Genomic DNA, 16,552 nt, shown 5'->3' with positions numbered 1-16,552 from the left:
GGCTCATGTGAAATTGCTCATATGAACCGGATCGTACTCAGTCGCGGTGGTGCTGAAAGGGATGCAGCAGATTCGGAAGGTGCCAATGGTGCCCACGGCGTCGCGCGGGGCCCTCGTTTTCCGGTGCGCGGTCCGGTGCGGCGTCCGCCTCGGTGTCCGCCGCGCCGGTGCCGTCCTCGCGGTCCCGGGTGGTGTGCGGCCTCCCGCGCCGCGCACTCTCCAGGACGGAGGAGACCTGACCCGAGCGCATGATCCGCACCAGATGCGCACCGCAGTTGACGCAGTCGGGGCTCGTCAGCGGGGACGGGACGCGCCGGCCGCCGGTGAAGTAGACGACGAAGGCGCGGCCCTCGCCGTCCACGTGGTGTTCGATGTCGTACGACCGCTCCCAGCCGTGCCCGCACTTCATGCAGGCGAAGGCGTACGCCTCGTGGGCCACCTCACCGGACTGGCCGGCGGAGGTGCGGGCGGCAATCGGATGAGCACCGCTCGAGGTTCCCGCTATATCGCTCATGGCAGCTCCTCTTGTCACACAGGACAAGTCTTCCGGGATGGGATCGCCCCAGGTCTTCCACAACCAGTGGACGCCTTTCCCGGCGCCACCGCACGGCCTCTTCCCGCTCTTTGAGCGAGATTTGGCAACGGCCATGGAGAAACTGGCGTGCAACTGCCCGGCTACTAACCTGAGCTTTGCTTTTCGTTACGGGGCTTTACCTTCGCGTGGCGCGCTTCCCGTCGCGTTCTTCGCCGCCACGACCGCGTCGAACACCTGCCGCTTGGGCACCCCGGCCGCCTGTGCCACCGCCGCGATGGCCTCCTTACGGCGTTCACCGGCCTCCTCGCGCACCGCGACCCGGCGGGCCAGCTCGGCGGGGCCCGCCTCCTCGGGGCCGGGCACGGGGGCGCCCTCGACCACGATGGTGATCTCGCCGCGCACGCCCTCCGCCGCCCAGGCGGCCAGCTCGGCCAGCGGGCCGCGCCGCACCTCCTCGTAGGTCTTGGTCAGCTCCCGGCACACCGCGGCGCGGCGGTCCGGGCCGAACACCTCGGCCATGGCCGCGAGGGTGTCGTCCAGCCGGTGCGGGGCCTCGAACCAGACCAGGGTGCGGCGCTCGTCGGCGACCTCGCGCAGCCGCGTCAGCCGCTCCCCCGCCTTGCGCGGCGGGAACCCCTCGAAGCAGAAGCGGTCCACCGGCAGCCCGGACACGGCCAGCGCGGTGAGCACCGCGGACGGGCCGGGCACGGCGGTGACGGTGACCCCGCGCTCCACGGCGGCGGCGACCAGCCGGTAGCCGGGGTCGGAGACCGACGGCATGCCCGCGTCGGTGACCAGCAGCACCCGGGCGCCCCCGGCCAGCGACTCGACCAGTTCGGGCGTGCGGGCCGACTCGTTGCCCTCGAAGTAGGACACCACCCGGCCGGCCGGGCGCACCTCCAGGGCCTGGGTGAGCCGGCGCAGCCGCCGGGTGTCCTCGGCGGCGATCACATCGGCGGCCATGAGCTCGGCGGCCAGCCTCGGAGGCGCGTCCGCCGTGTCGCCGATGGGGGTCCCTGCCAGTACGAGCGTTCCAGTCACGCCCCCATCCTCGCAGCCGGGCGCGGCGGGCCAGGCGACCGGCCACGGCGACGACGGAGACCGGCCACGACCGGCCACGGCGGCGGCGGCGGAGACCGGCCACGTGGGTCGGCGGAGACCGGCCACGACCGGCCACGTGGGTCGGCCGCGGGCTCGGCCCCGAGCCCGCCGCACCGGGCACGAATCCCCGTTCGCCGCCTTTCCCCGCCACACTCACAGACCGCTTCCCTACGATGGCCCGGTGAGCAGTGACACCGCGACCCACGCCCAGCCGGGCAAAGCCACCGGCCAGCAGCCGCCGGCCTGGCAGCGCCGGCTGCGCCGTTTCGGATACGGGGGCCGGACCGGGCCCGGCGTACGGGAGCGGCTGGTCCCGCCGTACGCGGAGCCGGGCACCCGGCTCTGGGAGGTCCTCGGCGCGACCCCCTCGGCGGCGGCGAGAATCGCCCGCTGGAGCGGCTGGGGCGGTCCGCTGCTGGTCGCGCTGTGCGCCGGGCTGACCCGCTTCTGGCATCTGGGCAGCCCGGACAACGTCATATTCGACGAGACGTACTACGCCAAGGACGCCTGGTCGATCTGGGAGTACGGCTACGAGGGCACCTGGCCGAAATCCGCCAACGACCGGATTCTCGACGCCCCGCAGCACATCCCGCTCAGCGACGCGGCCTCGTATGTGGTGCACCCGCCGGTGGGCAAGTGGGTCATCGGGCTCGGCGAGCAGTTCTTCGGGCTGCACCCGTTCGGCTGGCGGTTCATGGTCGCGGTGCTCGGCACCCTCTCGGTGCTGATGCTGTGCCGGATCGGGCGGCGGCTGTTCCGGTCGACGTTCCTCGGCTGCCTCGCGGGCGCGCTGATGGCCGTGGACGGGCTGCACTACGTGATGAGCCGCACGGCGCTGCTCGACCTGGTCGTGATGTTCTTCGTGCTGGCCGCCTTCGGCTGTCTGCTCGTCGACCGGGACCGGGCCCGCGCCAGGCTGGCGGCGGCGCTGCCGGCCGGTGAGGACGGCGCGGCCCGGCCGGACCCGGCGGTCGCCCGGGGCCTGAAGCTGGGGGCGCGGCCGTGGCGGATCGCGGCCGGGGTGCTGCTGGGCCTGGCCATCGGCACCAAGTGGAACGGGCTGTACGTACTGGCGGCCTTCGGCCTGATGACCGTCCTGTGGGACGTGGGCAGCCGCCGTACCGCGGGCGCCCTCCGCCCTTACCGGGCGGTGCTGCGGCGCGATCTCGGCTGGGCGTTCGTCTCATTGGTGCCTGTGGCGATCCTCACGTACATCGCCTCCTGGTCGGGCTGGTTCACCGCGAGCGGCAGCTACGACCGGGGGCGCGGCTGGCGGCACAGCGGCTACTTCCGCCACTGGGCCGAGTCCGGCAAGCCGGACGGCGGCGGCTACGGCACCGGCGGCGCCTTCGACTGGCTGCTCAATCCGCTGCGCAGCCTGTGGCACTACGAGTCCGAGGTCTACAAGTTCCACGTCAACCTGGACTCGCCGCATGTCTACCAGTCCAACCCGTGGAGCTGGCTGGTCCAGTCCCGCCCGGTCTCGTACTTCTACGAGTCCCCGCGGGCCGGCCAGGAGGGCTGCCCCAGGGACGCCGCCGAGAAGTGCGCCCGCGAGGTGCTGGCCATCGGCACCCCGCTGCTGTGGTGGACGGCCTGTTTCGCGCTGCTGTACCTGCTCTTCCGCTGGGCGCTGCGGCGCGACTGGCGGGCGGGCGCGATCCTGTGCGGGATCGCCGCGGGCTATCTGCCGTGGTTCCTCTACCAGGACCGGACGATCTTCTCCTTCTACGCCGTCGTCTTCGTGCCCTTCCTGTGCCTCGGGGTGGCGATGATGATCGGCGCGCTGCTGGGGCCACCGGGCGCGAGCGAGACCCGCCGGGTGATCGGCGCGGTCGGCTCGGGCGCGCTCGTCCTGCTGATCATCTGGAACTTCATCTACTTCTTCCCGCTCTACACCGGCCAGACGATCCCCATGGACGCCTGGCGGGCCCGGATGTGGCTCGATACCTGGATCTGACCCCGGCTCGGCCCCGGGCCCACCGTATGGATCCGGCCACGGCCCCCGCGCCCCCTACGGTGAGGGCGCGGGGGCTTCACGTGGTGCCGGTAGAGTGCCGGGCACCGCGGCCCCCATCGACTGATGGGGGAACCGAGAACACAGTGTGGGGGTTCTGAAATGCGGAGTGGCGCGAGAGCCGCGATCGTCGGTGCGGTGTTCGCCGCCATGGTCGGTGTGGCCGGTTGCGGCAGCGGCCAGGACGATTCATCGGGCGCGAAGGACGGTGCGAGCGCCGGCTCGGGTGACGACAAGCCGTCCCTGAAGAAGGTGAAGACCGGCCCGCCCAGCGCGGCCGAGGTCAAGACCACCGCCCACGCGTTCCTGGCGGCCTGGTCGGCGGGCGAGACGGCGAAGGCCGCCGCCCTTACGGACGACACCGGCGCGGCCACCACGGCGCTGGGCGGCTACCGCACGAAGGTCAAGGTGGCCAAGGTGGCGCTGGAGGCGGGGCAGGCGAGCGGCGCCAAGGTGCCGTTCTCGGTCAACGCCCGGATCTCCTCCGGCGGTGCGAGCGTCCCCTGGACGTATGAATCCTCGCTGACCGTGACCCGCGACACCGAGACCGGCAAGCCGGTCGTCGCCTGGAAGCCCTCCGTGGTCCATCCCGACCTCGCCGAGGGCGACACGCTCAAGACCGGCGCGTCCGAGGGGCCGCCGATCAAGGCGGTGGACCGCGACGGCAAGGAGCTGACCGCCTCCGAGCACCCGACCCTCAAGACCGTCCTGGCCGCGCTGCGCGAGCGGTACGGCAAGAAGGCGGGCGGCGAGGCGGGCGTGGAGACCTGGATCCAGCGCGCCAAGGGCTCCAAGTCCCCCGACAAGACCCTCAAGGTGCTCTCCAAGGGCACCCCGGGCACGCTGCGCACCACGATCGACGCATCGCTGCAGCGCACCGCCGAGCAGCAGGTGAGCAAGCGCACCAAGGCGTCGGTGGTCGCGGTCAAGCCCAGCACCGGTGAGGTCCTCGCGCTGGCCAACTCCCCCGCGAGCGGCTTCAACACCGCCTTCCAGGGCTCGTACGCACCCGGCTCGACGATGAAGATCATCACCTCGACGACGCTGATGGACAAGGGTCTGGCGGCGTACGGCAAGTCGCATCCGTGCCCGAAGTACTTCAGTTACGGCGGCTGGAAGTTCCAGAACGACAAGAAGTTCGAGATCAAGAACGGCACCTTCGAGCAGAGCTTCGCCCGCTCCTGCAACACGGCCTTCATCAGCCAGGCGGGGAAGCTCAAGGACGACGACCTGAGCAAGGAGGCCCGGGACGTCTTCGGCATCGGACTCAACTGGCAGACCGGCGTGTCCAGCTTCGACGGCTCGGTGCCGGTGCAGTCCGGGGCCTCCAAGGCCGCCTCGCTGATCGGCCAGGGCGGCGTGCGGATGAACCCGCTCAACATGGCGTCGGTCGCGGCCACCGCCTCCACCGGCACCTTCCGCCAGCCGTACCTGGTCTCGCCGTCGCTGGACGACCGGACGCTGGCCAAGGCGAGCCGGACGATGAAGTCCTCCACCCACGACCAGCTGAAGAAGCTGATGAGGCTCACCGCCACCTCGGGCACCGCCGCCGAGGCGATGGCCGGGATGAGCGGTGACTTCGGCGCCAAGACCGGCTCGGCCGAGGTGGACAACCAGGAGAAGCCGAACGGCTGGTTCAGCGCGTACCGCGACGACATCGCGGCCGCCGGTGTGGTCCCCGAGGGCGGCCACGGCGGCGACACGGCGGGCCCGATCGTGGCCGCGCTGCTGCGCGCGGGCTGACCCTCCGCGGGTGCGGCCCCGGGAGCCGGGCGGGCGCTTCGAGCGCCCGCCCGGCTCCTTCGCGTTCGGCCGGTCAGCAGGGCGGCAGGCCGGCGTGGCCGTTCTGCAGCGCCGGCTCGGTCACATAGCCGTTGGACGGCCCCCACTGGTCGAGCTGGACCCAGATGTCGCTGGTCCGGCCGTTCAGGCTCGCGTTACCGCCCTCCGTGAAGCAGATGGCGTCCCAGTCCTCGCCGAACCGGACCGTGCCCCAGACGGCGCCGGTGGTCTGCGGCGCCGACCGGATGTAGGCGTCGGTGGTCATATGGACCGGGACGTTCGCCGCCTCGGCCTCGGTGCCGATGGCGTCGGCGGGCTGTGCGCCGGCCGCGGTCGCGCCCAGTCCCGACACCACAGCCGCCGCTGCGATGGCGAGACCGGCCCCCGTCAGGCGTCCACGTACACGCATGTCACTCGCTCCTTCAGTCGTCGTACTTCCGGTAAGGCCGAGCGAGCTGTGCGGCGCGCTGCCGCTGGCCTTACGGGTGGCCGCCGCGCAGTTGGTCTGCGACCCCGGCCTGGGGGTGGCGGACCTGGCAGCCGAGCTGGACGACGGGGACCGGCTGGGGGCGCTGGAGCTCGACGGAGACCCGGCGTCGGCCGTACGGCGCGCCTTCACCCTCTCCTACCGCGCCCTGGCCCCCGGGCCGCGGCGGCTGTTCCGGCTGCTGGGCCTGGCCCCGGGCCCGGAGGTCACCGTGCCCGCCGCGGCCGCCCTGCTGGCTCCTCGGAGCAGGAGGCGCGGGTGCTGCTGCGGGCCCTGGACGCCGCGCATCTGGTGGAGTCGCCGCATCCGGGCCGCTACCACCCGCACGATCTGCTGCGCGAGTACGCGGCCGAACGGGCCCTGGCCGAGATCCCCGAGCCCGAGCGCGCGGAGGCCCTGGACCGGTTGCTGGAGTTCTACCTGGATCACGCGGGCGCCGCCACGGCCTTCGGCTACCCGCCACTGATCCGGGTGGCGCGCGACCGCCCCGTGGGGGACCTCTTCGACGGGCGCGACGCGGCGCTGGCCTGGCTGGAGAGCGAGCGCGCCAATCTCGTCGCCGCCGTCGTACGGGCCGCCGAGACCGACCGGCACCGCACCGCCTGGCGGCTCGCCGACGAACTGCGCGGCCGGCTCTACCAGCGGCGGCACCTGCCCGAGTGGGAGACCACGGCCCAGGCCGGGCTGCGGGCCGCCCGACGGGCCGCCGATCCATTGGGCGCGGCGGCGATGCGGCACGGCCTGGCCACCCTCTACCGGCAGACCGGCGAGGTGCGGACGTCGCTGGAGCACCACCAGGCGGCGCTGGAGGGGTATCGCCGGGCCGGGTTCGCGGAGGGCGAGGCCGGGATGCTGATGAATCTGGCCACCCTCTACGACGACCTGGGCGACATGCGCCGCGCGAGCGAGTGGCTGGGCCGGGGCATCGCCCGCGACCACGGGTTGCGGCTGGTCGAATGCCGCACCCACCACACCCTGGCCGCCCTCTACCGCCGCCTCGGCTGCCCGGAGCGCGCCGGGCGCCATATCGCCGACGCACGGCGCCTTCACGCGGAGACCGGCTACCGCCCGGCCGCGGCCGCCTGGCCCGTCGACTGAGGGCGCCTTGACGGCCGCCTGGCCCGCCGGCTGAGCGTGCCTTGGGCGAACGGGGGGGTCGGCCGGGCGCGTGCCCGGCGCGGGCAGCCGGGACATGGCCGGAAGCGCCGGGAAAAGTCCTGGCGGGGGCGCGGGGGCGTCGATAGCGTCGTTCCATGGTCGACCCCACCCCTGACAGCGCCGCCCACCCCCGCTTCGCCGACGCCCTGCGCGAGTTCGGCCTGGACGTCGAGGTGCGCCGGTTCCCCGACGCCACCCGTACCGCCGCCGAGGCCGCCGCGGCGATCGGCTGTGAGCTGAGCCAGATCGTCAAGTCGCTGGTCTTCGAGGCGGACGGACAGCCGGTGGTGGTGCTGATGGACGGGGCGTCACGGGTCGATGTCGAGCTCGTACGGCATGAACTGGGCGCCGGGAGCGTCCGCCGGGCGGGCGCGGCGCTGGTGCGGGAGACCACCGGCTACGCCATCGGCGGGGTGCCGCCCTTCGGCCACCGCACCCGTACCCACGTCCTCGCCGACCGCCGGCTGCTGGACCACGAGACCGTATGGGCCGCGGCGGGCACTCCGCACACCGTCTTCCCGCTCGATCCCAAGACCCTGATCGCGCATGCCGAGGGCACGCTGGTGGATGTGCGCGAGCGGCCCGCGTGACCCCGCCGGTCGCGGCCGCCGTGCTCATCGCGGCCGTCACCCACGCCAGTTGGAACGCGATCGCGCACGGCATCAGGGACCAGTTGGTCGCCTTCACCCTGGTGGGCGGCGGCGGTGCGCTGTGCGGGCTGGCGCTGCTGCCGTTCACCCCGCTGCCCGCGGCGGACGCCTGGCCGTATCTGCTGGCCTCCGCGGCCATCCATGTGGTCTATCAGCTGCTGCTCATGCGCTCGTTCCACCTGGGCGACTTCGGCCAGATGTACCCCATCGCGCGCGGCACCGCCCCGCTGGTGGTGACCGTGGCCGCCGCGGTCTTCGTCGGCGAGCGGCCGGACCGCTGGCAGGCGGCGGGGGTCGCGCTGGCCTCGGCGGGGCTGGTGGGCGTGGCGCTGTGGGGCATCAGGGGGTCGCGGCACGCCGAGCACGAGGGGAACGGGGAGAGCGGCGGGGGCGCGCCCCGGTGGCTCGCCCTTACGGCCGCCGTCGCCACCGGTCTGTCCATCGCCGCGTACACCGTCGTGGACGGTCTGGGGGTGCGCGCCTCCGGCAGCCCGCCCGCCTACATCGCCTGGCTGATGATCCTCGAGGGCTTCGCCATCCCCGTCTGCGCCCTGACGATCCGGCGCGGTGCGCTCCTTCGGCAGCTGCGGCCGGTCGCGGGGCGTGGACTGCTCGGCGGGCTGCTGTCGGTCGCCGCCTACGGCCTGGTCCTATGGGCCCAGACCCGGGCCGAACTCGCCCCGATCGCCGCGCTGCGCGAATCGTCGATCATCGTGGGCGCGGCGATCGGGGCGCTGTTCTTCAAGGAGCGGTTCGGCGGTCCGAGGATCGCGGCGGCGGGGCTGATGGTGGCGGGCATCGGACTGATGCTGCACGCGGGCTGACACCGCGTACGGGTTGATACCGCGTACGGGCTGATCACCTGCCTCCGTTCCCGTACCAGAACTCCGTTGCCACCGCGTTCCGTTGGCCCTGTCGGGAGACCCTCGGGTTGCCAACTGCTGATTCGGTTGTCGGTCGTGGTTGGCCAGGGCGTCGCTCGACGGGGTGAGCGGGGCCGCTTCTCAGAGTGATCGCCGCCCCGTTCACGGTGGCCGCTCCGTGCGGGGCGCGGATCCGGGATCGGCTGAAGGATCCGACGGCGGCGGATGCGACCAACGTCTATACGAGCGACCCCTGGCAGGGCGCTTACGACGATGTCTCGCTGGGCGTCTCCGGGTGACCGAAGGCCCTGCGCACCGCCACGTTCGTGGTCGTGATGCCGCCGTCCACGGGGAGGGTGATCCCGGTGATCCAGGCGGCGTCGGAGGAGGCGAGGAAGGTGATGGCGGCGGCGATGTCGGTGGGTTCGCCGACCCGGCCGAGGGGGTAGACCTCGGCGGCGCGGCGCAGGGTGTCCTCCCGGCCGTCCCAGCCGGGGGTGCGGATCGTGCCGGGGGCCACGAGGTTGACGCGGACGCCCCGCCCGGCGGCATGGGCGGCCAGGGTGCGGGTGAGGCTGCCCAGGCCCGCCTTGGCGGCGCTGTAGGCGTGGTTGCCGAAGTCCTGGAGGCCGTTGACCGAGCCGACGTTGACGATCGCGCCCCGGCCCTCCGCGGCGGCCAGATGCGGCAGCGCGGCACGGGAGCAGCGGAAGGCGCCGCCGAGGGTGACATCGATGTCCTGCTGCCACTCGTCGTCCGCCTGGTCCTCGAACAGCGGGGTGTCGACGTGGCACGAGTGGGCGCTGTTGACCAGGACGTCCAGCCTTCCGAAGCTCCTTACGGCGTGCGCCACGGCCGCCTCGACGTCCGCCCGCCGGGCCACGTCGCACCCCAGCGACTCGGCCTCGCCGCCATCCGCCCGTATGGACGCGGCGGCCTTCGCGGCCCGTTCGCCGTCCTGGTCGGTGATCAGCACTTGAGCGCCCTCGTCGGCGAACCGGTGGGCCGTCACCTCCCCGATTCCGCGCCCCGCGCCGGTGAGCATGACCGCGTAGCCCTCGAATCTCCGCACTGTGTGCCCCTTCTCGTCGGGTCAGGGACCGCCGCCGCCCCACGGCGGCGGGTCCGCCAGGATCATGCCCGGCCCCCGGCATGATCCTCCCGCGCGGGGCGTTGCACCATAAGAGAAAATCAGCACACACGCTCGGGTCGGCATGGCGGGAGTCGGACAGTGGTGGACGTCCAGGGCACGGTGGCAGACGGTTTCGAACCGGTCCGGGACGCCTTCGCGGCGAACTTCACCCGGCACGGTGAGCGCGGCGCGGCCGTGGTCCTGTATCGGGAGGGCGAGAAGGTCGTCGATCTGTGGGGCGGTACGAAGACCCCGGACGGCGGCGAGGACTCCGACAACGGTAAGGAGTCCGCGGGCGGCGAGGACTCCGCGGGCGGCGAGGACTCCGACGACCGTAAGGAGTCCGCGGGCCACGGGGAATCGGACGACGGCCCCGAGCCCTGGGCCCAGGACACCGCCCAGGTCGTCCGGTCGGTCACCAAGGGCGTGGCCGCCGCCGTGCCGCTGCTGCTGCACCAGCGCGGCCAGCTGGACCTGGACGGCCGGGTCAGCACCTACTGGCCGGAGTTCAAGGCGGCCGGCAAGGAGCGGGTGCTGGTGCGCCATCTGCTCACGCACCGCACCGGCGTGCCCGTGCTCGACACCCCGCTGACCCCCGCCGAGGCCATCGACGGCATATCCGGGCCGCGGGCCGTCGCCGCCCAGGAGCCCGTATGGGAGCCCGGTACGGCGCACGGCTACCACGCCCAGACGTACGGCTGGCTGCTGGGCGAGCTGGTGCGCAGGGTCACCGGGCGGACCATCGGGCGCTGGATCGCCGAGGAGATCGCCCGGCCGCTGGGGCTCGACCTGTGGCTCGGGCTGCCCGAGGCGCAGCGGGGCCGGGTGGGCCGGATCGCGGCGGTGGAGGCGCCCGCCGCGCCCGCCGCCCAGGGGCCGCGGCTGCGCCCCAAGCGGTCGGTCGCCGAGGCGTACCGGGACCCCGAGTCGCTGACCCGGCGGGCGTTCGCCGCGATCACCCCGCTGCCGGACGAGAACGACCCCGCGTATCTGGCCGCCGAGTTGCCCGCCTCGGGCGGGGTGGCGACCGCGGAGGCGCTGGCCCGCTTCTACGCGGCGCTGATCGGCCCGCTGCCCTCGGCCCGTACGGCCCGCTCGGGAGGCAGGCTGTTCGCCCCGGCGACGCTGACGATGGCCCGTACCGAGGAGTCCGCGGGTCCGGACCGGGTCCTGGTCGTCGGCACCCGGTTCGGCCTGGGCTACATGCTGCACGGCCCGGCCTGCCCGCTGCTGGGGCCGGGCTCCTTCGGCCACCCGGGGCGGGGTGGCTCCCTCGCCTTCGCCGACCCGGAGGCGCGCATCGGCTTTGCCTACGTCACCAACGGTATGCGGCGCGGCGTCACCGCCGATCCGCGTGCGCAGGCGCTGGTGCGCGCGGTGCGGACAAGCCTGGCGGCGCGGGAGGCGTAACGGCCCGAGGGGGCCGCAGGTGCGGCGGGGCGGCGCGGAAGAGGACGCGCCGCGCGCCCCTGGTATGCCTCCGAGCGCGCCCGGCGGCGCTGGCCCGCACCCTCACCCCACCGGAAACACCGGCATCCTCACCTCACCGGCACCGTCACCGAGCGCGGGTCGAAGCCGAAGGGGAGTTCCAGCCGGTGCTCGCGCATCAGCTCCTCGTCGCACAGCAGCTCCTGCGTCCCGCCGTCCGCCGCGATCACCCCGCCGCTGAGCACCACCGAGCGCGGGCACAGCTCCAGCGCGTACGGCAGATCGTGGGTGACCATCAGCACGGTCACCTCCAGGGACCGCAGGATGTCGGCGAGTTCGCGGCGCGAGGCCGGGTCGAGGTTGGACGAGGGCTCGTCCAGGACCAGGATCTCCGGCTCCATGGCCAGTACGGTCGCCACGGCCACCCGCCGCCGCTGCCCGAAGGAGAGGTGGTGCGGCGGCCGGTCGGCGAACTCCGCCATCCCGACCCGCTCCAGCGCGCGGCGCACCCGCTCCTCCAGCTCCGCGCCGCGCAGCCCCGCCGCGGCCGGGCCGAAGGCCACGTCCTCCCGTACGGTCGGCATGAACAACTGGTCGTCCGGGTCCTGGAAGACGATGCCCACCCGGCGGCGGATCTCGGCCAGATGCGCCTTCCCCACCGGCAGCCCCGCGACCGTGACCGTCCCAGCGCCCGCCGTAAGGATGCCGTTGAGGTGCAGTACGAGCGTGGTCTTGCCCGCGCCGTTGGGCCCGAGGAGCGCCACCCGCTCACCGCGGGCCACGGTCAGCTCGACGCCGAAGAGGGCCTGATGGCCGTCGGGGTAGGCGTAGGCCAGACCGGACACCTGGAGGGACGGCGGGGCGGTGGCGGGGTCGGTCATGGCAGCATCCATCCGGTCAGGCAGACCGCCAGCGCGGTCAGCGGGAGGGCGGCGGCGTACGTCCACTGGGCACGGGACGCCGTCACATCGTCGATCACCGGCATGGTGCCCGTATAGCCCCGGCTGACCATCGCCAGATGGACCCGCTCGCCCCGTTCGTAGGAGCGGATGAACAGCGCCCCGGCCGAGGAGGCGAGCACCCCCCAGTGCCGCACCCCGCGCGCCTCGAAGCCGCGCGACTGGCGGGCGATCCGCATCCGGCGCATCTCATCGGAGATGACGTCCCCGTAGCGGATCATGAACGAGGCGATCTGCACCAGCAGCGAGGGCATCCGCAGCCGCTGCAACCCGAGCAGCAGGGCGCGCAGTTCGGTCGTGGACGCCAGGAGGACGGAGGCGGCGACGCCGAGGGTGCCCTTGGCGAGGATGTTCCAGGCGCTCCACAGCCCGGACTCGCTGAGCGACATCCCCAGCACCTCCACCCGCGGGCCCTCCGCGATGAACGGCATCAGCACGGCGAAGGCCACGAACGGGATCTCGATCAGCAGCCGCCGCAGCAGGTACCCGGCCGGGATCCGGGCCGCGCCCGCCACCCCGGCCAGCAGCACCGCGTACGCCCCGAAGGCCCAGACGGCCTCGCGGGGCGTGGAGACGACGACGAGCACGAAGCAGAAGACGGCGGCGATCTTGCAGTGCGGGGGGAGGGCGTGGACGGGCGACCGGCCCTCCCGGTAGAGCTTGTGTGCGTGTCCAGCGCCCACGGTCAGCCCCGCTCGCTCTCGGCCGTCGCCCTGCGCCGCCGTATGACGATGAAGACCCCGGAGCCTACGGCGAGCGTGGCCCCGACCCCGATCACCCCGGCGAGCCCGCCGGAGAGCCGGGCGTCGGTGATGTCCTTGACGCCGTAGTCGGCGAGCGGGGAGTCCTTGGCGGCGTGGTCCTCCTCCTTCTGGTCGATCCCCTTGTCATGGGCGACCTTCTCCAGCCCGTCGGGGCTGGCGGAGGCGTAGAAGCTGACGACCCCGGCGCACAGCAGCGCGGCCGCGAGCCCGGCCCACCACACGCGCCGCGCCGAGCGCCGCGGCGCGGCGGCGGGCTCGGGGGCCCCGGCGGGCTCGGAGGTCTCGGGGGTCCCGGGGGTCCCGGGGGTCCCGGGGGTCCCGGAGGTCCCGGGGGTCCCGGGGGTCCCGGGGGTCCCGGAGGTCCCGGAGGTCCCGGAGGTCCCGGGGGTCCCGGAGGTCGCCGCCGCGGGTTCGGCCGCCGGCCCCTCGGCCCGCGCCACCGCCCCCGGGGTGGCCGGGGCCAGCGGGCTGCTGCGGATCTCCAGCGGGCGCGCGGTCACCCCCCGCGCCCCGTACACCAGATCCGGCCGTACGGCCACGACGGCGCCGACCGTCAGCGCGGTGATCGCCGCCTCGCCGATGCCGATCAGCACATGCACACCGACCATCGCCGCGAAGACCTTGCCGATCGCCACATCGGCCGTGCCGCCGAGCGCGTAGATCGCCGTGAAGGCCACCGCCGCGGCCGGTACGGAGATCAGCGCGGCCACGAAGGACGCCACGGTGACCGTACGGCGGCGATGCGGGGCCAGCTTCACGATCGCGCGGAAGAGCGCGTACGCCACGACCGTGGTGACCAGGGCCATGTCCGTGATGTTGACGCCGAGCGCGGTGAGCCCGCCGTCCGCGAACAGGACGCCCTGCATCAGCAGCACCACGGAGACGCACAGCACCCCCGTATACGGCCCCACGAGTATCGCGGCCAGCGCCCCGCCCAGCAGATGGCCGCTGGTCCCGGCGGCCACGGGGAAGTTCAGCATCTGCACGGCGAAGATGAACGCCGCGACCAGCCCGGCCAGCGGCGCGGTCCGCTCGTCGAGCTCCCGCCGGGCACCGCGCAAACTGACCGCGACGGCCCCGGCCGCGACCGCACCGGTCGCCACCGACACCGGTGCGTCGATGAATCCGTCGGGCACATGCATGGCGGGACTCCGCTCCTGAGCTGCAGCTATCGGCCCGATGGTAGCCCGTACCTGCAAGTCGTTCGCAAGAGCGCCTACATCGCGGGATCGCACGGGCTCACGGAAAACGCCGGACGGCGGCCTTCCGGGATTCGGAAGGCCGCCGTCGGGCCGAGGCGTGACGCCAGATGTTCAGCCGCGGGTCGAACGTGGGTCGGACACAGGTCAGACGCAGGTCAGACGCGAGTCAGACGCGGGTCAGACGCGGGTCAGCTCGGCGTCGGGGTCGGAGTCCCGGTCGCGCTGCTGGGCCGCCGGGGACTGCTCGAGCTGCTTGCGCAGACCCTCGCCCTCCACGTCCACGTTGGGCAGCGCCCGGTCCAGCCAGCGCGGCAGCCACCAGGCCGCCTTGCCGAGCAGCGCCAGCACCGCCGGGACGATGGCCATACGGACCACGAAGGCGTCGAAGAGAACGGCGGTGGCGAGGCCGAAGCCGATCATCTTGATCATCGACTCGGACGAGCCGATGAATCCGGCGAAGACGCTGATCATGATGACCGCGGCCGCGGTGACCACCCGGGCGCCGTGCCGGAAGCCGGTGACGACGGCCTGGCCGGGGCGCTCGCCGTGGACGTACGCCTCCCGCATCCGGGTCACCAGGAAGACCTCGTAGTCCATCGCCAGACCGAACACCACACCGATCATGAAGATCGGCATCATGCTCATGATCGGGCCGGTCTCCTCGACCCCGAACAGATCCGCCAGCCAGCCCCACTGGAAGACCGCGACCACCGCGCCGAGCGCCGCGACGACGGAGAGCAGGAAGCCGAGCGCCGCCTTGAGCGGGACCAGGACGGACCGGAAGACCACCATCAGCAGCAGGAAGGCCAGTCCGACGACGAGCACCAGATAGGGCACCAGCGCGTCGTTGAGCTTCTGCGAGATGTCGATGTTCATCGCGGTCTGACCGGTCACCAGCACCTCGGCGCCGGTGTCGGACTTGAAGCCGCTCGCCTTGTCCCGGATGTCGCCGACCAGGTTCTCGGTGTCGATGCTGCTCGGCTTGTACTTGGAGATGACGGTGAGCGTCGCGGTGTCACCGGCCTTGTTGAACGCGGCCGGGCTGACCCCCGCCACCCCGTCCAGACCGGTGATGGTCTTACGGATCTGCTGGGCCGCGCCCTTGGCGTCATCGCTGCCCTTGGCGTCGACGACCACCATCAGCGGACCGTTGTAGCCGGGGCCGAAGCCCTTGGAGATCGCGTCGTACGCCTGGCGCTTCTGGCTGCTGACCGGCTGCGAGCCGTCGTCCGGCAGACCGAGCTCCAGGCTGGCGGCGGGCAGTGCGGCCGCGCCCAGGCCGAGCACCGCGACCAGCAGCACCATCAGCGGGCGGCGCAGTACGAAGCGGGCCCAGCGGGTGCCCATGTTGGGCTTCTCCTCGGGGGCGTCCGTGCCGCTCGCAGCGGCCGCCGCGGCACGCTCCTCCATCCGCCGGCGCGCCTTGCGCCCGAACACCCGCTTGCCCGCGAAGCCCAGCACCGCCGGGATGAGGCTGATCGCGATCAGGACGGCGATGACGACCGTACCGGCCGCGGCGAAGCCCATCTTGGTCAGCATCGGGATGTTGACGACGGCGAGGCCGACCAGCGCGATGACGACCGTAAGGCCGGCGAAGACGACCGCGGAGCCCGCGGTGCCCACGGCCCGTCCGGCGGCCTCCTCCCGGTCCCGTCCCTCGGCCAGCTCCGCGCGGTAGCGGGAGACGATGAACAGCGCGTAGTCGATGCCGACCGCGAGGCCGATCATCATCGCCAGGGTGGAGGTGGTGGTGGACAGCCCCAGGGTGGTGGCGAGCGCGGTGATCGACGAGATGCCGATGCCGACGCCGATGAGCGCGGTCAGCAGTGGCAGTCCGGCCGCGACCAGCGAGCCGAAGGTGATGGCCAGGACGACCGCGGAGATCGCGATGCCGATGATCTCGGTGGAGCCGGTCTCCGGCATCTCCTGGAGCGCGTCACCGCCGATCTGCACCGACAGCCCCGACTTCTCGGCCTTGTCCCCCACCTCCTTGAGACCGTCCTTGGCGGGGTCCTTCAGCTCCAAGGCGTTGACCTTGTAGCTGGTCAGGATGTACGCCGTGGTGCCGTCCTTGCTGACGGCCTGAGTCTGGTAAGGGTCGGCGACCGAGGCGACCTGCGGCGAGCTGGCCTTGAGTTCGGCGACGGTCTTGGTGACCACCGCCTTGTTGGCCGGGTCGGTCATCTTCTCGCCGCTCGGGGCGCGGAAGACCACACGGGCGGTGGCGCCGTCCGCGTTACCCCCGGGGAACCGCTGTTCCAGCAGGTCGAATGCCTTCTGGGCCTCGGTGCCCGGGATGGAGAAGCTGTCGTTGGCGGGCTGGGACGCGGTGGCGGCGCCGACGCCCGCGACCGCGAGCAGCGCCACCCATATCAGGGCGACGAAGCCGCGTCGCCGGAAGGCGAACCGGCCGAGTTTATAGAGGAAGGTGGCCACGAGAAGGGGTGCTCCCGTCGGTTGGCTGGCAGGGCAGG

General features: G+C 72.9%; 14 protein-coding genes. 6 read left to right on the top strand and 8 right to left on the bottom strand.

Annotation, left to right across the window (positions count from 1 at the left end):
- Positions 1-37 precede the first annotated feature (37 nt).
- On the bottom strand, positions 38-514 hold the full coding sequence (locus NP777_RS27125) for a hypothetical protein (protein WP_256652813.1): 477 nt from the start codon (positions 512-514) through the stop codon (positions 38-40).
- Positions 515-700: 186 nt separating this feature from the next.
- The gene (gene rsmI / locus NP777_RS27120) at positions 701-1,576 is read right to left on the bottom strand and encodes a 16S rRNA (cytidine(1402)-2'-O)-methyltransferase (protein WP_256652812.1); all 876 of its coding nucleotides are present in this window, start codon (positions 1,574-1,576) and stop codon (positions 701-703) included.
- A gap of 241 nt (positions 1,577-1,817) precedes the next feature.
- Between rsmI and NP777_RS27115 the strand changes: the two genes are divergently transcribed.
- A complete protein-coding gene (locus tag NP777_RS27115) occupies positions 1,818-3,596 on the top strand; it encodes a dolichyl-phosphate-mannose--protein mannosyltransferase (protein WP_256652811.1) in 1,779 nt (592 codons plus the stop codon).
- 159 nt (positions 3,597-3,755) lie between these two features.
- Entirely contained in the window at positions 3,756-5,396 is a 1,641-nt protein-coding gene (locus tag NP777_RS27110; protein ID WP_256652810.1) for a penicillin-binding transpeptidase domain-containing protein, read from the top strand.
- A 73-nt stretch (positions 5,397-5,469) separates the two neighbouring features.
- On the opposite strand, the gene NP777_RS27105 is transcribed toward NP777_RS27110, so the two are convergent.
- Positions 5,470-5,844 (bottom strand): hypothetical protein, encoded by a 375-nt coding sequence (locus NP777_RS27105; RefSeq protein WP_256652809.1) that lies wholly within the window; start codon positions 5,842-5,844, stop codon positions 5,470-5,472.
- Between the two features lie 336 nt (positions 5,845-6,180).
- On the opposite strand from NP777_RS27105, the gene NP777_RS27100 reads away from it, so the two are divergent.
- From NP777_RS27100 to NP777_RS27090, 3 genes are all read left to right on the top strand, one after another.
- A complete protein-coding gene (locus NP777_RS27100; RefSeq protein WP_256652808.1) occupies positions 6,181-7,020 on the top strand; it encodes a tetratricopeptide repeat protein in 840 nt (279 codons plus the stop codon).
- Between the two features lie 155 nt (positions 7,021-7,175).
- Positions 7,176-7,670 carry a YbaK/EbsC family protein gene (locus NP777_RS27095; protein WP_256652807.1) on the top strand — a complete coding sequence of 165 codons (495 nt, stop codon included), beginning with the start codon at positions 7,176-7,178 and terminating at the stop codon, positions 7,668-7,670.
- Complete coding sequence (locus NP777_RS27090) at positions 7,667-8,554, top strand: EamA family transporter (RefSeq protein ID WP_256652806.1); 888 nt, start codon at positions 7,667-7,669, stop codon at positions 8,552-8,554. Before NP777_RS27095 ends, NP777_RS27090 begins: the two co-directional genes overlap by 4 nt.
- 304 nt (positions 8,555-8,858) lie before the next feature.
- On the opposite strand, the gene NP777_RS27085 is transcribed toward NP777_RS27090, so the two are convergent.
- Positions 8,859-9,665: an SDR family NAD(P)-dependent oxidoreductase gene (locus NP777_RS27085; protein ID WP_256652805.1), complete on the bottom strand. Its 807-nt coding sequence runs from the start codon at positions 9,663-9,665 to the stop codon at positions 8,859-8,861.
- A gap of 159 nt (positions 9,666-9,824) precedes the next feature.
- Between NP777_RS27085 and NP777_RS27080 the strand changes: the two genes are divergently transcribed.
- On the top strand, positions 9,825-11,135 hold the full coding sequence (locus NP777_RS27080) for a serine hydrolase domain-containing protein (RefSeq protein WP_256652804.1): 1,311 nt from the start codon (positions 9,825-9,827) through the stop codon (positions 11,133-11,135).
- Between the two features lie 128 nt (positions 11,136-11,263).
- On the opposite strand, the gene NP777_RS27075 is transcribed toward NP777_RS27080, so the two are convergent.
- The 4 genes from NP777_RS27075 to NP777_RS27060 form a co-directional block, all read right to left on the bottom strand.
- Positions 11,264-12,034 (bottom strand): energy-coupling factor ABC transporter ATP-binding protein, encoded by a 771-nt coding sequence (locus NP777_RS27075; protein ID WP_256652803.1) that lies wholly within the window; start codon positions 12,032-12,034, stop codon positions 11,264-11,266.
- Complete coding sequence (gene cbiQ, locus NP777_RS27070; protein ID WP_256652802.1) at positions 12,031-12,795, bottom strand: cobalt ECF transporter T component CbiQ; 765 nt, start codon at positions 12,793-12,795, stop codon at positions 12,031-12,033. The genes NP777_RS27075 and cbiQ overlap by 4 nt, the downstream gene beginning before the upstream one ends.
- Positions 12,796-12,797: 2 nt before the next feature.
- The gene (locus NP777_RS27065) at positions 12,798-14,018 is read right to left on the bottom strand and encodes an energy-coupling factor ABC transporter permease (protein ID WP_256652801.1); all 1,221 of its coding nucleotides are present in this window, start codon (positions 14,016-14,018) and stop codon (positions 12,798-12,800) included.
- A gap of 237 nt (positions 14,019-14,255) precedes the next feature.
- A complete protein-coding gene (locus tag NP777_RS27060; RefSeq protein ID WP_256652800.1) occupies positions 14,256-16,514 on the bottom strand; it encodes an MMPL family transporter in 2,259 nt (752 codons plus the stop codon).
- Between the last annotated feature and the right edge of the window lie 38 nt (positions 16,515-16,552).

It is taken from the genome of Streptomyces rugosispiralis (genome assembly GCF_024505145.1).
In the GTDB taxonomy this organism is placed as follows: Bacteria; Actinomycetota; Actinomycetes; order Streptomycetales; family Streptomycetaceae; genus Streptomyces; species Streptomyces rugosispiralis.
The sequence above is the reverse complement of the archived record's forward strand: the minus strand, read 5'-3'. Positions and strand labels throughout refer to the sequence as shown.